The sequence below is a fragment of the Mycobacterium sp. IDUB_24 genome (assembly GCF_055419385.1).
This window is the reverse complement of sequence record NZ_JBVAXO010000003.1, coordinates 224,411-240,391: the sequence shown is the minus strand read 5'-3', so window position 1 is coordinate 240,391 and position 15,981 is coordinate 224,411. Positions and strand designations below refer to the sequence as shown.

Below are 15,981 nucleotides of genomic sequence, written 5' to 3'. Positions count from 1 at the left end.
TGGAATGGCATCAAGAGATCTTGTCGCCGCGGTTGACCGCAGGGCGCGGCGCCCGCATACGGCGCAGCTGCGAGGCCCGGCTGGCCGCGTAAAGCCCTAGCTTCCAACCGCTTTCGGTGTTGTCGGGGAACTTCTCGTCCACCATCTGATTCACCTTGCGGCCGACGAGCAACCCGTCGATCAGCATGATGACCACCAGGATCAGCATCGCGTACGACAGGATCTGCTGGAATTTCAGCGACGGCAGGGCGAGCATGAAGAAGATCATCGCCAGGGCGGCCGGCATGAAGAGGCCCAGCACATTGCGCCGGGAGTCGACGACGTCGCGGACGTAGCGGCGAACCGGGCCCTTGTCGCGGGGAAGCAGGTAGGACTCATCGCCCGCCATCATCTTCTCGCGGCGGTCGGACATGTCCGCGCGGCGGGTGAGCCGCTCGATCTTGCGCTCTTCCTTGGACAGCTTGGGCCCGCGCAGCTCCTTGCGACGCTGCCGCGCCTCCGCCGAGGTCAGCGGGGCGGGCGCGACCGGCCCGCGGCGCTTGGCGGCTTCGTTGCGTTTGGGCGTCGGCCTGCCCTTGGGGGCGGTGCCCGCCGCCGATTCTGCGGCGGTTGATCCGGCCGACCCGTCGACGCTCGTGACCTGGTCGGTCCCGGCGGGTTCGCCTTCGTTGTCCTTCTTGCGGCCCAGCAGCTTCACGACTGCCAGGTTACTGCCCGCCGCAGGTGGCCCGGCCACATGCCCCGGCCTGTGGATAAGTCGGGAATAGCGTCGGAACAAGGTACCGTTGAGGTAGTAGACGCGCGGTACACCCACGCGTTTCCTTGATGCCCCGGGATCTTTAGGGAGAGCTATGACTGTTCAGGACGCGACCACCACCGAAACCCACGGTGCGACCCTGTCCGACGCTGCGGCGACGAAGGCGAAGGCGCTGCTGGACCAGGAAGGCCGCGACGACCTCGCGCTGCGTATCGCGGTGCAGCCGGGCGGCTGCGCCGGCCTGCGCTACAACCTGTTCTTCGATGACCGCACCCTCGACGGCGACCTCACCGCAGAATTCGGCGGCGTGAAGCTGGTCGTGGACCGGATGAGCGCGCCGTATATCCAGGGAGCCACCATCGACTTCGTCGACTCCATCGAGAAGCAGGGCTTCACGATCGACAACCCGAACGCCACCGGCTCCTGCGCCTGCGGCGACTCCTTCAACTGACATGAGCTGACGGCCCGGCGGTCAGTACTGGCCGCCGGTGCGCAGCACATACGAGCACACCAGAACCTGCTCGTTCTTCCCGTCCTTCTGCACCAGTAGCTGTGCCACGCCCTGCTGTTCGTCACCGGTGGGGCGTTGTCCGCGTGCCGAGCCGGCAGCCGGCGCGACCCGCATGGTGAACAGCACCTGTGCCTGCGTGGTGGACCACGGCACGTTCGCGTCGATGTGAGTGACCTCGACCTGGCTGAATTGCTTACGGAACGCGTCGCTGGCCAGACCGGCCACCGCGAGATCGGCCTTGCGGTCCTTGACCCCGTCGTACAACCCGCACAGGGTGTGCCGCGCGATCGTTTCGTCGTCCCCGTCGGTCAGCGCGTCTAGATACTCCTGGATTGCAGCCTGAGCCCGCGCGTCGGAGACCACGACCGGTGCCGCGGCCCCGCGGCGGCCGGTGACCAATACCGCGGTGAGCACGCCTCCCAGCGCCCCCACCACCAGCAGAGCCGCCAGAATCTTCGGCCAGCGCCGCCGCGTCGGGTAGGGCACCGGCGGCGGAAGTGTCCCGGGATACGCCGACGGTGCGGTCGGCACCGCCTCGGGATACGACTGCGGCGGAATGTGCTCGGGGTACTGGTAGGAACCAGTCATCAAATGACGCTCCCCGCGTGATCTGGAGGTGGGTCAGCCGTCTACGGTGACCGGGAATACGGTTACACGCAGGTTAGCGCAACCCGCGAAGTGCGACCGTGCGCGCAGATCGCCACAAGGCCCGCGCGGGTACTGTTATGTAGCCGACTTAACGAAATGAGGGGTAACACTACGTGACCATCGCAGTTACCGGATCCATCGCGACCGACCACCTGATGCGGTTCCCGGGCAAATTCTCCGAGCAACTGCTGGCCGACCACCTGCAGAAGGTGTCGCTGAGCTTCCTGGTGGACGATCTGGTGATCCACCGCGGGGGAGTCGCGGGCAACATGGCCTTCGCGATCGGCACCCTCGGCGGTGACGTCGCCCTGGTGGGCGCCGCAGGCCAGGATTTCGGTGAATACCGGGCCTGGCTGGAGGGCGCCAACGTCGACTGCGGCAGCGTGCTGATCTCCGAGAGCGCCTACACCGCCCGCTTCGTCTGCACCACCGATGAGGACATGGCCCAGATCGCCTCGTTCTACCCCGGAGCCATGTCGGAGGCCCGCAACATCTCGCTGGCCGATCTGGTGGCCCGCTCCGGGAAACCGGAGTTGGTGATCGTCGGCGCCAACGACCCCGAGGCGATGTTCCTGCACACCGAGGAATGCCGCACGCTCGGCCTGGCCTTCGCGGCCGACCCCTCCCAGCAGCTGGCCCGGCTCTCCGGCGAGGAGATCCGCAAGCTCATCAACGGCGCCACCTACCTGTTCACCAACGACTACGAGTGGGACCTGCTGCTGCAGAAGTCGGGCTGGAGCGAGGCCCAGGTGATGAGCCAGATCGGCATGCGCGTCACCACGCTCGGCGCCAAGGGCGTCGACCTGGTCAGCTCGGACGGCACGTTCGTGCACGTAGGCGTCGTGCCCGAGAAGCATCAGGCCGACCCCACCGGTATCGGCGACGCGTTCCGGGCGGGCTTCCTGACGGGCCGCAGCGCCGGATTGAGCCTGGAGCGCTCGGCTCAACTGGCATCCCTGGTCGCGGTCCTGGTGCTGGAGGCGACCGGGCCGCAGGAATGGACCTGGGACGCGGCCGAGGCAGTACAGCGGCTCACCGACGCCTACGGCGCCGAGGCGGGTACCGAGATCGGTAAGGCGCTGGCCTGACAGTTCCGGCTCACCGGTGCAGCTCTGCGTCCGCCTAGAGCTGCACCGGGTAGTGCGGTTCCTTGATCTGCGGGGTCACGCTGTGCTCGACGAAGATGGCATGCCACAGCATGAAGGTCAGCACCGTCCACAGCCGGCGGCTGTGATCGCTGACGCCGCCGCGGTGCTCGTCGAGCATGGTGCGGACCGCACCGAGATCGACATGAGCCCCGGCCTGTGATGACGCCGTCATGGCGTACGCCCAGTCCATCAGCTCACCGGCGCGCAGCCAGTGCCGGATCGGCACCGGGAAACCCAGCTTGGGGCGGTTCAGCACGTGGGCCGGCACGATCGGTTCCAGCGCGCGGCGCAGCGCGTACTTGGTCGTCGAGCGCGTGATCTTCTGATCGACCGGCAGCCGGGAGGCCACCGCGAACACCTCGGGGTCCAGGAACGGCACCCGCAGTTCCAGCGAGTTGGCCATGGTGATCTTGTCGGCCTTGACCAGGATGTCGCCCCGCAGCCAGGTGAACAGGTCGATGTGCTGCATCCGGGCCACCGGATCGGCGCCGCGCGATTCGGCGTACACCGGAGCGGTGACGTCGGTGTGCGTCCATTCCGGCCGGAAGCCCGGCAACACTGCCCGCAGCTGCTCATCGGAGAAGCTGCGGGCATTGCCGTAGTAGCGCTCCTCCAAGGTCAGCGAACCGCGGTGCAGCAGGCTCTTGCCGCGCATGCCCTCGGGCAGCGGCTTGGACGCCTTGCCCAGCGACTTGCGCACCGGCCGCGGCAGATAGTCGAAAGGCCGCAGCGACAACGGTTCCCGGTAGATCGTGTATCCGCCGAACAACTCATCGGCACCCTCGCCGGACAGCACCACCTTGACGTGCTTGCGGGCCTCGCGGGCGATGAAGAACAGCGGCACCAGGGCCGGGTCGGCCACCGGTTCGTCCAGATACCAGACGATCTCGGGCAGCGCCTCGACGAACTCCGCCTGGGTTACCACCTTGGTGACATGCCGGGCGCCGATGGCTTCCGCGGACGCGACGGCCACGTCCACCTCGGAGAATCCCTCCCGCTCGAAGCCTGTGGTGAACGTGATCAGCCGGGGATTGTGGCGCATCGCCAGCGCGGCGGTAGCCGTCGAGTCGATGCCGCCGGACAGGAAGGCGCCGACCGTCACATCGGCGCGCATGTGCTTGGCGACGGAATCTTCCAGGGCGGCGGTGATCTCGTCGTAGCGCGACTGCTCGGCACCCTTGACGAACGGGACCGCATTGAATTTCGGGACGAAATAGCGGGTCACCTCGGAGCGGCCACCAGGCTTCAACCGCGCGTAGCTGCCCGATTCCAGCCGGCGGATACCGCGGTGCAGCGTCTCGGGTTCGGGCACGTACTGCAGCACCGTGTAGTGCTGAACGGCCCGATCATCGATGCCCAGGTCGAGCCCCAGCAGGTCGGCCAGGTCCAGCAGGCACTTCTTCTCGCTGCCCACCGCGGTGCCTCCCGGCCCGGTGGCCATGAACAGCGGCTTGATGCCGAACGGGTCCCTGGCGCAGAACAATTCACGCTCGACGGTGTCCCATATCGCGAACGCGAACATGCCGCGCAGCCGCTTCAGCGCGTCGACGCCCCAGTAGTGATACGCCGCTACGATGGCCTCGCCGTCGCCGTCGGTGTGAAATACCGCACCGTGTTCGGAACGCAACACTTCGCGTAACTCGACGTAGTTGTAGATCTCACCGTTGAAGACGAGCGCGTACCGGTCCGGCGCGTCGGCGGGCCCCCAGCGCAACGGCTGGTGACTGTGCGCGATGTCGATGATCGACAGCCGGTTGAAACCGAGCACCACGGTGGCGTCGCCGCTCGTATCCGCCCAGGTGCCGGGCTCGTCGGGACCCCGGTGACGCATCAGGTGGGAGGCGCCCGCCACCGCGTCGACCAGCCGCGATCCGGCGTCGGGGGAGACGTCGCCCCGGGAGGATTCCGATGGGTCAGTTACCAACGCGAGCAGTCCGCACACCGCGCCAGTATGTCTGATCCGGCGGCTCGCCGAGACCACCACCCGGGCCGTGGTGCGGGATGCTCCGCCGCCGTCGCGATCCCATTCCCGAGTCGCTTCGCTCCCGTGGACTGGCGTGGTCTACGCTGCGTAGTATTCGCAAAACAACGACCGGTCGCGGTCGCGAAATACCGATCTAGGAGGCGCCAACGTGACACCTCGCGGGCTTAAGAAGGTGGCCCGAGCGGCGTTGTTGACAATTGTCCTGGGTGGCTCGGCGCTCTTGCTGAGCGGCTGCAGCTGGCAGGACGCACTCGCGCTCGGTTGGCCGACCGGAATCACCCCGGAGGGCAAACTCAACCGAGAGCTGTGGATCGGCTCCGTGATTGCGTCGTTCGTCGTGGGCGCCATCGTGTGGGCTCTGATCTTCTGGTCGAGTGCATTCCACCGGAAGAAGAAGGGCGACACCGAGCTGCCGCGCCAGTTCGGCTACAACATGCCGCTGGAGCTGGTGCTGACGGTCGTCCCGTTCCTCATCATCTCGGTGCTGTTCTACTTCACCGTGGTGGTCCAGGAGCGCATGCTGCACAAGGACCCGAACCCTGAGGTCGTCATCGACGTGACCGCCTTCCAGTGGAACTGGAAGTTCGGCTACCAGAAGATCGACTACGCCGACGGCACGTTCGACTATGACGGTGTCGACGCAGCGCGCAAGGCCGCGATGACGTCCAAGCCGGAGGGCAAGGATGCGCACGGCGAGGAGCGCGTCGGCGCGGTGCACGGTCTCAACCCTGAGGACCGCACCTACCTGAACTTCGACAAGATCGAGACTCTGGGTACCTCCGACGAGATCCCGGTGCTGGTGCTCCCGGTGGGCAAGCGCGTCGAGTTCCAGCTCAACTCCGCGGACGTGATCCACGGTTTCTGGGTGCCGGAGTTCCTCTTCAAGCGTGACGTGATGCCCGAGCCGGTGGCCAACCACTCGGACCACATCTTCCAGGTCAGCAAGATCGAGCAGACCGGCGCGTTCGTCGGGCGCTGCACAGAGATGTGCGGTACCTACCACTCGATGATGAACTTCGAGGTCCGGGTCGTAGAGCCCAACGACTTCAAGGCCTACATCGATCAGCGCAATGCAGGTAAGACCAATGCCGAGGCGTTGGCGGCGATCAATCAGCCGCCGCTGGCCACCACCACTCACCCGTTCGATACCCGACGCGGTGAGCAGGCACCGCAGGCGAGCAAGTAGGGGCTACACGCTATGCATATTGAAGCTCGACTGTTCGAGATCCTCACGGCGTTCTTCGCCTTGTCGGCGGTGGTGTACGGCGTCTTGACGGCGATGTTCGCCACCGGTGGCGTGGAGTGGGCCGGTACGACCGCGCTCGTACTCACCACCGGACTGACGCTGATCACCGGCACGTTCTTCCGCTTCGTGGCGCGGCGTCTCGACACCCGCCCCGAAGACTACGAAGATGCCGAGATCAGTGACGGCGCCGGAGAACTGGGCTTTTACTCGCCCCACAGCTGGTGGCCGATCCTGATCGCGCTGTCCTTCTCGGTCGCCGCGGTGGGCGCAGCCCTGTGGCTTCCCTGGCTGATCGTGGCAGGCATCTGCTTCGTGCTGACGGCCGTCAGCGGCCTGGTCTTCGAGTACTACTGGGGTCCTGAGAAGCACTGACCCATCCGGACGTGCCGATTGTGGCCTGATCAAGGTCACAATCGGGCCGTCACTTCATCCGCCACCGGCAGCGCCGGAGTCGCCGGCTTCACCTCGTTCGGTAATGTTGCCGGGGCACTGTCACCAGCGAACCGTTTCGCTCCGCGTGGCAGTGAAGTTGTCGAGAAGGATAGGCGTAGATGAGCGGGCCGAATCCCCCGGAACCCGGTGCCTCCGGTTCTGATTTGCCGGATCAACCCGGAAAACATTCCGCACCCGAGGATCTGACTCAGGGGGCGGACGCAGACGCGGACGGCGGCGAGACGGAGTTCTACTCGCAGGCGTACTCCGCGCCGGAGTCGGAGCAGTTCACCAGCGGGCCCTACGTGCCCGCCGAGGTGGCGCTCTACGACTACGACGACTACGACCCGGCGACCGAACTCGTCGACACCGCCCCGCCGCCGCGCTGGCCGTGGGTGGTCGGCGTCACCGCCATCATCGCCGCGGTCGCCCTGGTGGCTTCGGTGGCCGTCCTGGTGACACGCGACGACGACACCGCCAACCTGGCGACCCCGAAGCCGAGTACCACCACGTCGGCGCCGCCGGTGCAGGACGAGATCACGACGACGACTCCACCTCCGCCGCCACCGCCCCCTCCGACCTCGGAGGAGCTACCGCCTCCGCCGCCGCCGGAGACCGTGACGGTTACCGAGCCGCCACCGCCCGCGCCCGCGCCGACCAATGAGGCGCCCCCGCCGGCCCCGGGCACATCGGCGCCGCCGACCACCACCACGACGCATGCCGGACCGCGTCAGGTCACCTATTCGGTCACGGGTACCAAGGCGCCGGGCGACATCATCACGATCACCTATGTCGACGGGAACGGAAACCGGCGCACCCTGCGCAACGTCTACATCCCGTGGACCTTCACCATGACGCCGATCTCCAACTCTGATGTGGGATCGGTCGAGGCGTCCAGCCTGTTCCTCGTCAGCCGACTGAACTGCTCGATCACGGCCAGCGACGGCACGGTGCTCTCGTCCAACGCCAACAACTCCGCGCAGACTGCCTGCTGATGTCCGGGCCCCTCAGCGAACTCGACAACACCGACCGGGTTTTGCTGGGCGCGTGCGCCGCGGTGTGGCTCGCCGCGCTGGGTGCCGGGGTGGCGGCCGTCGTGGCCCTGGTGGACCTCGGCCGCAGTCATCCGCAAGGCTCCGAGAGCGCTGACATTCCCTGGGTGCTGTACACCGTGATCGGCCTGTCCGTGTTGGTGATCGCCGGGGCGGTGCCGCTGTTGCTGCGCGCCCGAGCCCAGGCCGACAATCGCCAGCCCGGACGGCGGCCCCAGCCTCCGGCCCGCTCACCACGCCCGATCGGGGGCAGCTACCGGGCGGCACCGGTCGCGATGAGCCGCTACAGCGCCGGCAACGGCGCCGCCGGCGCGGCCGAGGCGGTGTGGCGCCGGTTCATTTTGGCCACCGCATGCGCCATCGGACTGGGGGCGGCGGCCGTCGGGCTGGCCACCTATCTGATGGCGACGGGCAGTGACGTGGCGGCCTGGTGCCTCTACGGCCTGGCCGGTGTGGTCACCGCGGGCATCATCGCGCTGCCGATCGTCGCGATGCGGCAGCTGGATACCTCCTCGCGCTGAGTCTTCAGCTGATCTGATCCTCGGCACGCGGCTTCCGGGCTTCCCGGGGTTGTACAGGCGGCGGGTGTCCTCCTGAGTAGCAGCATGGAGAGCTGCCGGCCACCCAAATCGCCCCCCCCGAGTCACCTCGACGAGCCGCACCGCCGCACCGAGGTTGCGGGCAGGGACAACATCGGCGTCGGATTGGTCCCTGCCTGCAATCTCGATGACCGTCAGCCCAACACCACCGCCACTTACGACAATCGCCGCAACCCTCCGGAGAGAGTTGCGGCGATTGTTCGGGGTAGGGGAGTGGTCAGTGGTGACCGTTGGTCTCCCCGTTGCCGTTTCGGTCCTGCTGCTCGCGCAGAGCGGTCAGGGCCTTGTGCTCGGAGGCGTGCGCAGCCTCGGTGAGCGCGTCGTGCTCGACCGCCGGATCGGCGAACAAGAAGCTGCCGGTGCCGGGTGAGCCGGCCGAACCGAGCTTGTTCATCCGTTTCGGCAGGGCAGCACCCTGGTACTCCAGCGGGATCGGGTGACCATGATCGTCGACCGGTCCCAGCGGCTGGTGCAGCTCCACGTAGGCACCGTGCGGCAGACGCTTGATGATGCCGGTCTCGATGCCGTGCTCCAGCACCGCGCGGTCGCTGCGCTGCAACGAGATGGCCCACCGGTAGGCGATGAAATACACGATGGCCGGAAGCACCACCATGCCGATACGGCCGATCCACGTGGTCGCGTTCAGCGAGATGTGGAACTTGAGCGCGATGATGTCGTTCATCGCGGCCAGGGTCAGCACCATGTAGAACGCAATCGCCATGGCGCCGATCGCAGTTCGCACCGGTACGTCGCGCGGACGCTGCAGCAGGTTGTGGTGCGCGTCGTCGCCGGTGACCTTCCGCTCGATGAAGGGGTAGGCGATCAGCAGGCCGAAGACACCGCCCATGATCAACGCGACCCAGACCACCGCGGGGATGGTGTGGCCGAACGGGTAGAACTCCCAGGCCGGCCAGATACGCGCCAGGCCTTCGGTCCACATCATGTAGAAGTCGGGCTGGCTACCCGCCGAGATCTGCGAGGGCTTGTAGGGACCCAGTTGCCAGATCGGGTTGATCGTCAGCAGGCCGCCCATCAGGCCGAGCACACCGGTGATCATCGCGAAGAACGCACCGGACTTCACCGCGAACACCGGCATGACGCGCACGCCGACCACGTTGTGCTCGGTCCGGCCGGGGCCGGGGAACTGGGTGTGCTTCTGGAACCACACCAGCGCCATGTGCGCACCGATGAGGGCCAGGATGATGCCCGGGATCAGGAGGATGTGCAGCGCGTACAGGCGCGGGATCAGGATCTCGCCGGGGAAGTCCCCGCCGAACAGCGCCCAGTGCAGCCACGTTCCGATGATCGGCATGCCCAGAGTGATCGAGGACAGCGCGGCGCGCAGGCCGATGCCGGACAGCAGGTCGTCGGGCAGCGAGTAACCGAAGTAACCCTCGAACATCGCCAGGATGAGCAGCAGTGAGCCGATCACCCAGTTGGCCTCACGCGGGCGGCGGAACGCGCCGGTGAAGAAGATGCGCGCCATGTGCACCATGATCGATGCGGCGAACATCAGCGCGGCCCAGTGGTGGATCTGGCGGACGAACAACCCGCCGCGCACCTCGAAGCTGATCTCGAGTGCGGACTCGTAGGCCCGCGACATCTGCACACCGCGAAGTGGTTGATACACACCGTCGTAGGTGACGTGCGCCATCGACGGATCGAAGAACAGCGTCAACCAGACACCGGTGATCAGCAGCACGATGAAGCTGTACAGCGCGATCTCACCCAGCAGGAAGGACCAGTGGGTGGGGAACACCTTGTTCAGCTGCCGGCGCACCGCTGCCGACGGGTGATAACGGGAATCGATCGCATCGCCTTGTGCGCCAGCGATCTTGGCAAGGTCAGGGCTCATGATTTGCGCTCCCAGAATGCCGGTCCGACGGGTTCGACGAAGTCGCCGTTGGCGACCAGGTAGCCGTCTTTGTCGATGGTGATGGGCAGCTGCGCCAACGCGCGCGCAGCCGGACCGAATATGGGCTTGGCGAAGTGCAACGCGTCGAACTGCGACTGGTGGCACGGGCACAGGATGCGGTAGGTCTGCTGCTCGTACAGCGACGAGGGGCAGCCCAGGTGCGAGCAGACCTTGGTGTAAGCGAACAGCTCACCAAAGTTGAAGCTCTCCTGGCCCTTTCGCTTGACCACGCGGGGCATGTCGGCCGGCTTGATGCGGATCAACATGACCGGGTTACGCACACCCATCGAGATCTCGGTGAGGTGGTGTTCGGACTCGACGGTGGTGCCGTCGCCGTCCGACTCGCGCCAGGGGAAGACCGTCTCCATGCCGCCGGCGTCGAGATCCTCGGGCCGCATCTTGACGAACGGAGACGAACCGGGACGCCCGGTCGCGCGAGCCAGGTAGATGGTCTCGCCGTGGAAACGGGGCGTCCACCCCGAGGTCCACAACACGGCCTTCTTACCATCTGCGGTGGGCACCACGGGCTTCCACGGGTTCTTGATCAACCCGCCGATGAAGGCCACCAGGGTGCCGGCACCGAATGCGCCGAGGCCGATGCCCAGCGACAAACCGATCAGCTTGCGGCGCTTGACCGTCGAGCCCTCCAGGGCATCGGTCAGGTTGGCCGCGACGGTCTTGCGATGCAGCTCGGGGGAGCGCCCGTCGTGGCGGTCCTGGACCGAGATCTCCTCGGGGATGAACTTCTTCTGGAACAGCACCGCGCCGATACCGATCGCCAGGATCGACAGGCCGAACGTGAGGCCGTACAGCGGGGTGGCCAGCGAGTAGAGGAACTCACCCTTCGAGCCGAAAGGCTGGTACTCCCAGGGCCAGAACAGGAAGATCACCAGAAGCGCGAGGCCCGAAAGCCCGCCCAGCAGAAGCCAGTACGCGACCAGCCGCTCGGTGCGCTTCTCCGCCTTGGTGCCGGGGACCGGCCAGCGCGGCTCCTTGAAGATGGTCTCGACGCCGTCGATCTTGCCGCCGAGCTCGACCAACTCCTCACGCGACATCGAGGCGAGCTCGTCGTCGTTCGGAAGCTTCGGGGTGTTATCGGTCATGCTCGTGCCCCGATCCACATTGCCACGCCGATAGCGGCGACCATTCCGATAATCCACATCGCCATGCCTTCGGGCGCGGGGCCGAAGCCGCCGAGCCCGTAGCCGCCGTAGCTGGGCGTCTGAGCCGATTCGCGGACGTAGGCGACGATGTCGCGCTTCTCCTCCGGCGACAGCTGCCGGTCGGAGAACTTGGGCATGTTCTGCGGCCCGGTCAGCATCGCGGTGTAGATCGCCGCCGGCTCGGTGTCACCGAGGTCGGGCGCGTACTTGCCGGAGGACAGCGCGCCGCCCTTTCCGGTGAAGTTGTGGCAGGACGCGCAGTTCAACCGGAACAGGTCGCCGCCACGGGCCACGTCGGACCCGATCAGCGATTCCTGGGCCACGCCGCCGTGCTCGTCGCGGATCACGGTGGGGCCGCCACCGTTGGCCTGAACGAAGGCACCGAGAGCGTCGATCTGGTTCTCGTCGAAGTGCTCGGGCTTGGACGGTGCCTGGGCCTCACCGCGCATCGCGGGCATGCGACCGGTCGACACCTGAAAGTACACGGCAGCCTCGCCGGTGCCGATCAGGCTGGGCCCGCGATCGGGCACACCCTGCAGGTTGGCGCCGTGGCAGGAAACGCACGACGTGTCGAACAGCTGCTTACCCGTACGCAGCAGCGCCGACTGAGATTCGTCGGCGACTGCGACCTGCGGTGTGGGTGTCAACGTGGCCGCAACACCACCTGCGACTGACAGGCCGACCAACAGCAGGAGACCTGCTGACAGTCGTCGGCGCAGTCGTCGGCGCGACTTGCTGGTCATCGAACCCCTTCTCATCGAATCGAACATCGGCCGGCCGATCAGCGGACGAAGTAGATGGTGGCGAACAGCGCAATCCAGACGATGTCGACGAAGTGCCAGTAGTACGAGACGACGATCGCCGCGGTGGCCTGTGCGGGCGTGAATTTACTCATCTTCGTGCGGGCCAGCAGCAAGATGAACGCAACCAGTCCGCCGATGACGTGGAGGCCGTGGAAACCGGTCGCGAGATAGAAGACCGATCCGTAGGCACTGCCCGGGATGGTGGTGCCGTGCTCGACCAGGTGGATGTACTCGTATCCCTGGCCCAGTACGAAGAACAGGCCCATCAGGAACGTGATCACATACCACCGGCGCAGCCCGAACACGTCGCCGCGCTCGGCGGCGAACACGCCCATCTGGCAGGTGAAGGATGACGCGATCAGAACCAGCGTCACCGGAACGGCAAGGGCCAAATTGAGTTCGGTCGGCTCGGGCGGCCAGTTGCCACCGGCTTGAGCGCGCGCCGTGAAGTACATCGCGAAGAGTCCAGCAAAGAACATGAGTTCACTGGAAAGCCACACGATGGTGCCGACACTGACCATATTCGGTCTGTTCAGCGAATGAACGCGCGACGTTATTGCCGTTCCCGAGGTACCTACAGCGCTCGTCACATCCGCAAGTATGACGCTTTGTAGTTGTCGAACTCCACCCGGGTCGAGCAATTCATCTCAAACGTGTCGCCTTCGTGCTGGCCGGGCCGGGGGGCGCGCACCCGCGCAGCGATAGCATTCGGCGGTGGCTCCTGCATCTTCGTCTCAGTTCCAGCCGGCGGCACCGTCGTCCCCACGTTCCCCGGCGGCGCCGTCCTGGCCGCTCATTCTCGGGCGCCTGACCACTGAGCAGAGCCTGCCCAACGGCTACGCGGGATGGGCCATGGACCAGATCATGACCGGTGTCGCGACCCCGGCGCAGATCGCCGGCTTCGCCGTCGCGATGAAAATGAAGCGACCCACCTCGGCGGAGGTCGGGGAGTTGGCCGACATCATGCTGTCGCACGCACGTCGGGTGCCGACGGATCAGATCGGTCACGAGACCGTCGACATCGTCGGCACCGGCGGCGACGGGGCCAACACGGTCAACTTGTCGACCATGGCGGCCATCGTGGTGGCGGCCTGCGGCGTTCCGGTGATCAAACACGGCAACCGGGCGGCATCCTCACTGTCGGGTGGTGCCGACACCCTGGAGGCTCTCGGGGTGCGGATCGACCTCGGCCCGGACGAGGTGGCGCGCAGTGTCGCCCAGGTCGGCATCGGGTTCGCCTTCGCCCCGCAGTTCCACCCGTCGTATCGGCACGCGTCGGTGGTGCGCCGGGAGATCGGCGTTCCCACGGTCTTCAATCTGCTCGGACCCCTCACCAATCCGGCCGCGCCGCGGGCCGGATTGATCGGCTGCGCATTCGACGACCTGGCCGAGGTGATGGCCGGGGTGTACGCAGCCCGTGGTTCCAGCGTGCTGGTGGTGCACGGCGACGACGGTCTCGACGAGCTCACCACCACGACCACCAGCACCATCTGGCGCGTACAGGCCGGAACGGTGGACCGGCTGAAGTTCGACCCCGCGGCGTTCGGCTTCAAGCGCGCCGATATCAGTGAGTTGGTCGGCGGTGACGCCACGGCCAACGCCGCCGAGGCGCGGGCCGTGCTGGGCGGGGCCAAGGGGCCGGTGCGTGACGCTGTGGTGCTCAACGCAGCAGGAGCCATGGTCGCCCATGCCGGGCTAGCCAGCGACGCCAAGTGGGTGCCGGCGTGGGAGTCCGGTCTGGCGCGGGCTGTCGAGGCGATCGACTCGGGTGCGGCCGAACAACTGCTCGCGCGTTGGGTGCGGTTCAGCCTGCAGTTCTGAGTTCTGCTGCTGTGCCGCGGCCAGCCGTGCCGAGCGGGCCGCGGCCGCCCACTCCGCGTAGCGGCCCGCCGCACCGATCGGCGTCGCGTAGCCGCTGTCGGTCCGCACGATGCGGACCCCGGGCGCGGCCAGCCACCGAGCGATGAGCGCGGTCTCCTCCACCAGCGCGCCGCCCAAAGGCGTTGCGGTGGGCAGGATCACCTGCGCCGCCGCGCAGATCGCGTCGACCACCGGCATCGGCGGAACCCCGCGCCCGGCGGTCCCCGCCCCGGCCAGTTGGCCGTGGCGGATCACCGCGAAATGCCAACCACCGTTGCCGTCGGCGCGGGCGGCCACGAGTTCGGGGAGATCGGTCAGGGCGCGCAGCCGCTGCCCCCGCCACAGCGCCTCGATGGCCACCGCGGCGTGGTCGCGCAACCGGGCCGCGGTCTCATACCGCCGGGCTGCCGCCACCTCACCGATATGGGTCAGGGTGGCCGCCAGCGCACTGTGGTCGGTGCCTTCGATCAGTGCTGTGGCACGTTGTACCGAGGCCGCGTACTGCGCGGCCCCGACGTCCTGCGGGGCCGGGCACGGGGACAGTTCGACCTCGGGACAGCGGTGGCTGGCTGCCGTGCCGAAGCGGGCCGTGCAGGTGCGTACCCCGGTGAACCTCGCCAGCAGCGCTGCCGACTGCACAGCGTCGGACCGGGCCGAGAACGGTCCGAAAGCGGTGCGGTGCCCAGGGTTTCGCACCGCCGACAATCTCGGGAAGGCCTCGTCGGTGAGGGCCACCCACCACCAGCGCTGCGGGTACTTGGAGCGCCGGTTGTACGGCGGCGCGTGGGCCGCGAGCAGTCGCAGCTCGCGGACACCGGCCTCCAGCTCGTGGGCGCATTCGACATGGTCGACGACGCACGCCAGTGAGGCCATCTCTTTCATGCGGGCCCGGGGGTCGGCGCCGGTGAAGTACTGCCGGACCCGGCGTCGCAAGTCGACCGCGGTGCCCACGTAGAGCACCTCGTCGGACGGGCCGCGAAACAGATAGACGCCGGGGCGGTTGGGCAGCCGGTCGGCCAGTGAGCGGTTGCGGCGCTGGGCCGGGGTGACGTCGGGCAGATAGTTCTTCAGGTCGGCGAAGGTGTGGATGCCCTGGTTGCCGACCCGCTCGATCAGCCCGTGCAGGACGTCGACGGTGGCGCGGGCGTCGTCGAGGGCGCGGTGGGTGGGTGTCGTAGACGCACCGAACAACCGCGCCAGGGCCGACAGTTTCACGCTGGGTGCCTCGTCGCGGGTGAGGACGCGGCGGGCGAGTTTCACCGTGCACAGCACCGGGGGGCGTGGCCAGCCGAGCTCCGCCCGTTGGGCCGCGGCGCGCAGGAACCCGATGTCGAACCCGGCGTTGTGGGCGACCAGCACCGCGCCCCGGGAAAATTCCAGGAACGCGGGAAGCACCGATTCGATGCGCGGTGCATCGCGCACCATCGCGGTGGTGATCCCGGTGAGTTCGACGATCTGCGGTGGAATGGCACGGCCGGGATCGACGAGGGTGGCCAGCTCGCCGAGCACCTGGCCGCCGCGAATCTTGACCGCGCCGATCTCGGTGATGGCGTCGTAGCCGTCGCCCGGCGCCTTCGCGGTGGCCCGACCCCCGGTGGTCTCCAGATCGACCACCACGAAGGTCGTGTCGGCCAGTGACACGGCATCGAAGCCGGAGCCGGGATCGAATTGCAGGGCCAGCTGCTCTGCGTCGGCGGTGTTGCGCTGGCCCATGGGGATGACGGTAGGTACCGGCACCGACAACCTCGGGTCGCCACGCCCGGGCTCGTCGGGCCTTGTCGGGTGTTCGCTCCAATCCGCTGCGCTCCTTGTCGGGCCCTCGCTCCAATCCGCTGCGCTCCTTGTCGGGCCCTCGCTCCAATC

General features: G+C 67.2%; 14 protein-coding genes and 1 pseudogene. 7 read left to right on the top strand and 8 right to left on the bottom strand.

Annotation, left to right across the window (positions count from 1 at the left end):
- Positions 1-10: 10 nt before the first annotated feature.
- Positions 11-697, bottom strand: a complete 687-nt coding sequence (locus tag ACZYZF_RS13640; RefSeq protein WP_463746712.1) for a DUF3043 domain-containing protein — start codon at positions 695-697, stop codon at positions 11-13.
- 154 nt (positions 698-851) lie between these two features.
- Between ACZYZF_RS13640 and ACZYZF_RS13635 the strand changes: the two genes are divergently transcribed.
- A complete protein-coding gene (locus tag ACZYZF_RS13635) occupies positions 852-1,208 on the top strand; it encodes a HesB/IscA family protein (RefSeq protein WP_463746713.1) in 357 nt (118 codons plus the stop codon).
- A 21-nt stretch (positions 1,209-1,229) separates the two neighbouring features.
- Here ACZYZF_RS13635 and ACZYZF_RS13630 read toward each other — a convergent pair whose 3' ends face one another.
- Positions 1,230-1,856 (bottom strand): Rv0361 family membrane protein, encoded by a 627-nt coding sequence (locus ACZYZF_RS13630; protein WP_463835972.1) that lies wholly within the window; start codon positions 1,854-1,856, stop codon positions 1,230-1,232.
- 173 nt (positions 1,857-2,029) lie between these two features.
- On the opposite strand from ACZYZF_RS13630, the gene ACZYZF_RS13625 reads away from it, so the two are divergent.
- Positions 2,030-3,004 carry a carbohydrate kinase family protein gene (locus tag ACZYZF_RS13625; RefSeq protein ID WP_463835971.1) on the top strand — a complete coding sequence of 325 codons (975 nt, stop codon included), beginning with the start codon at positions 2,030-2,032 and terminating at the stop codon, positions 3,002-3,004.
- 34 nt (positions 3,005-3,038) lie between these two features.
- Here ACZYZF_RS13625 and asnB read toward each other — a convergent pair whose 3' ends face one another.
- Positions 3,039-5,006, bottom strand: a complete 1,968-nt coding sequence (gene asnB / locus ACZYZF_RS13620; RefSeq protein WP_463835970.1) for an asparagine synthase (glutamine-hydrolyzing) — start codon at positions 5,004-5,006, stop codon at positions 3,039-3,041.
- Between the two features lie 190 nt (positions 5,007-5,196).
- Here asnB and ctaC point away from each other — a divergent pair, with 190 nt between their 5' ends.
- The 4 genes from ctaC (at position 5,197) to ACZYZF_RS13600 (ending at position 8,299) form a co-directional block, all read left to right on the top strand.
- On the top strand, positions 5,197-6,234 hold the full coding sequence (gene ctaC, locus ACZYZF_RS13615; protein WP_463746717.1) for an aa3-type cytochrome oxidase subunit II: 1,038 nt from the start codon (positions 5,197-5,199) through the stop codon (positions 6,232-6,234).
- A gap of 12 nt (positions 6,235-6,246) precedes the next feature.
- A complete protein-coding gene (locus tag ACZYZF_RS13610) occupies positions 6,247-6,666 on the top strand; it encodes a cytochrome c oxidase subunit 4 (RefSeq protein ID WP_463746718.1) in 420 nt (139 codons plus the stop codon).
- A 179-nt stretch (positions 6,667-6,845) separates the two neighbouring features.
- On the top strand, positions 6,846-7,721 hold the full coding sequence (locus tag ACZYZF_RS13605) for an MmpS family transport accessory protein (protein WP_463746719.1): 876 nt from the start codon (positions 6,846-6,848) through the stop codon (positions 7,719-7,721).
- On the top strand, positions 7,721-8,299 hold the full coding sequence (locus ACZYZF_RS13600; RefSeq protein ID WP_463835969.1) for a DUF2561 family protein: 579 nt from the start codon (positions 7,721-7,723) through the stop codon (positions 8,297-8,299). Before ACZYZF_RS13605 ends, ACZYZF_RS13600 begins: the two co-directional genes overlap by 1 nt.
- 295 nt (positions 8,300-8,594) lie before the next feature.
- On the opposite strand, the gene qcrB is transcribed toward ACZYZF_RS13600, so the two are convergent.
- Genes qcrB through ctaE form a run of 4 tightly spaced genes read right to left on the bottom strand, consistent with a single transcriptional unit; the run spans position 8,595 to position 12,848 of the window.
- Positions 8,595-10,232, bottom strand: coding sequence for a cytochrome bc1 complex cytochrome b subunit (qcrB, locus tag ACZYZF_RS13595; RefSeq protein ID WP_463746721.1), 1,638 nt, complete (start codon positions 10,230-10,232; stop codon positions 8,595-8,597).
- Complete coding sequence (qcrA, locus tag ACZYZF_RS13590; RefSeq protein WP_463746722.1) at positions 10,229-11,395, bottom strand: cytochrome bc1 complex Rieske iron-sulfur subunit; 1,167 nt, start codon at positions 11,393-11,395, stop codon at positions 10,229-10,231. Before qcrA ends, qcrB begins: the two co-directional genes overlap by 4 nt.
- On the bottom strand, positions 11,392-12,225 hold the full coding sequence (qcrC, locus tag ACZYZF_RS13585; protein WP_463746723.1) for a cytochrome bc1 complex diheme cytochrome c subunit: 834 nt from the start codon (positions 12,223-12,225) through the stop codon (positions 11,392-11,394). The genes qcrA and qcrC overlap by 4 nt, the downstream gene beginning before the upstream one ends.
- An 11-nt stretch (positions 12,226-12,236) precedes the next feature.
- Complete coding sequence (gene ctaE / locus ACZYZF_RS13580; RefSeq protein ID WP_082940089.1) at positions 12,237-12,848, bottom strand: aa3-type cytochrome oxidase subunit III; 612 nt, start codon at positions 12,846-12,848, stop codon at positions 12,237-12,239.
- 205 nt (positions 12,849-13,053) lie between these two features.
- Here ctaE and trpD point away from each other — a divergent pair, with 205 nt between their 5' ends.
- The gene (gene trpD / locus ACZYZF_RS13575; RefSeq protein WP_463746914.1) at positions 13,054-14,079 is read left to right on the top strand and encodes an anthranilate phosphoribosyltransferase; all 1,026 of its coding nucleotides are present in this window, start codon (positions 13,054-13,056) and stop codon (positions 14,077-14,079) included.
- Here trpD and ACZYZF_RS13570 read toward each other — a convergent pair.
- A pseudogene (locus tag ACZYZF_RS13570) lies at positions 14,017-15,831 on the bottom strand (DEDD exonuclease domain-containing protein); the annotation flags it as partial. The gene trpD and the pseudogene ACZYZF_RS13570 overlap by 63 nt on opposite strands.
- Positions 15,832-15,981 lie beyond the last annotated feature (150 nt).

Bases quoted from the DNA above. Each gene is read 5' to 3' on its own strand.
- ACZYZF_RS13635 (WP_463746713.1), top strand. From the start codon at position 852: ATGACTGTTCAGGACGCGACCACCACCGAAACCCACGGTGCGACCCTG.
- ACZYZF_RS13630 (WP_463835972.1), bottom strand. From the start codon at position 1,856: ATGACTGGTTCCTACCAGTACCCCGAGCACATTCCGCCGCAGTCGTAT.
- ACZYZF_RS13610 (WP_463746718.1), top strand. From the start codon at position 6,247: ATGCATATTGAAGCTCGACTGTTCGAGATCCTCACGGCGTTCTTCGCC.
- ACZYZF_RS13605 (WP_463746719.1), top strand. From the start codon at position 6,846: ATGAGCGGGCCGAATCCCCCGGAACCCGGTGCCTCCGGTTCTGATTTG.
- ACZYZF_RS13600 (WP_463835969.1), top strand. From the start codon at position 7,721: ATGTCCGGGCCCCTCAGCGAACTCGACAACACCGACCGGGTTTTGCTG.
- qcrB (WP_463746721.1), bottom strand. From the start codon at position 10,232: ATGAGCCCTGACCTTGCCAAGATCGCTGGCGCACAAGGCGATGCGATC.
- qcrA (WP_463746722.1), bottom strand. From the start codon at position 11,395: ATGACCGATAACACCCCGAAGCTTCCGAACGACGACGAGCTCGCCTCG.
- qcrC (WP_463746723.1), bottom strand. From the start codon at position 12,225: ATGTTCGATTCGATGAGAAGGGGTTCGATGACCAGCAAGTCGCGCCGA.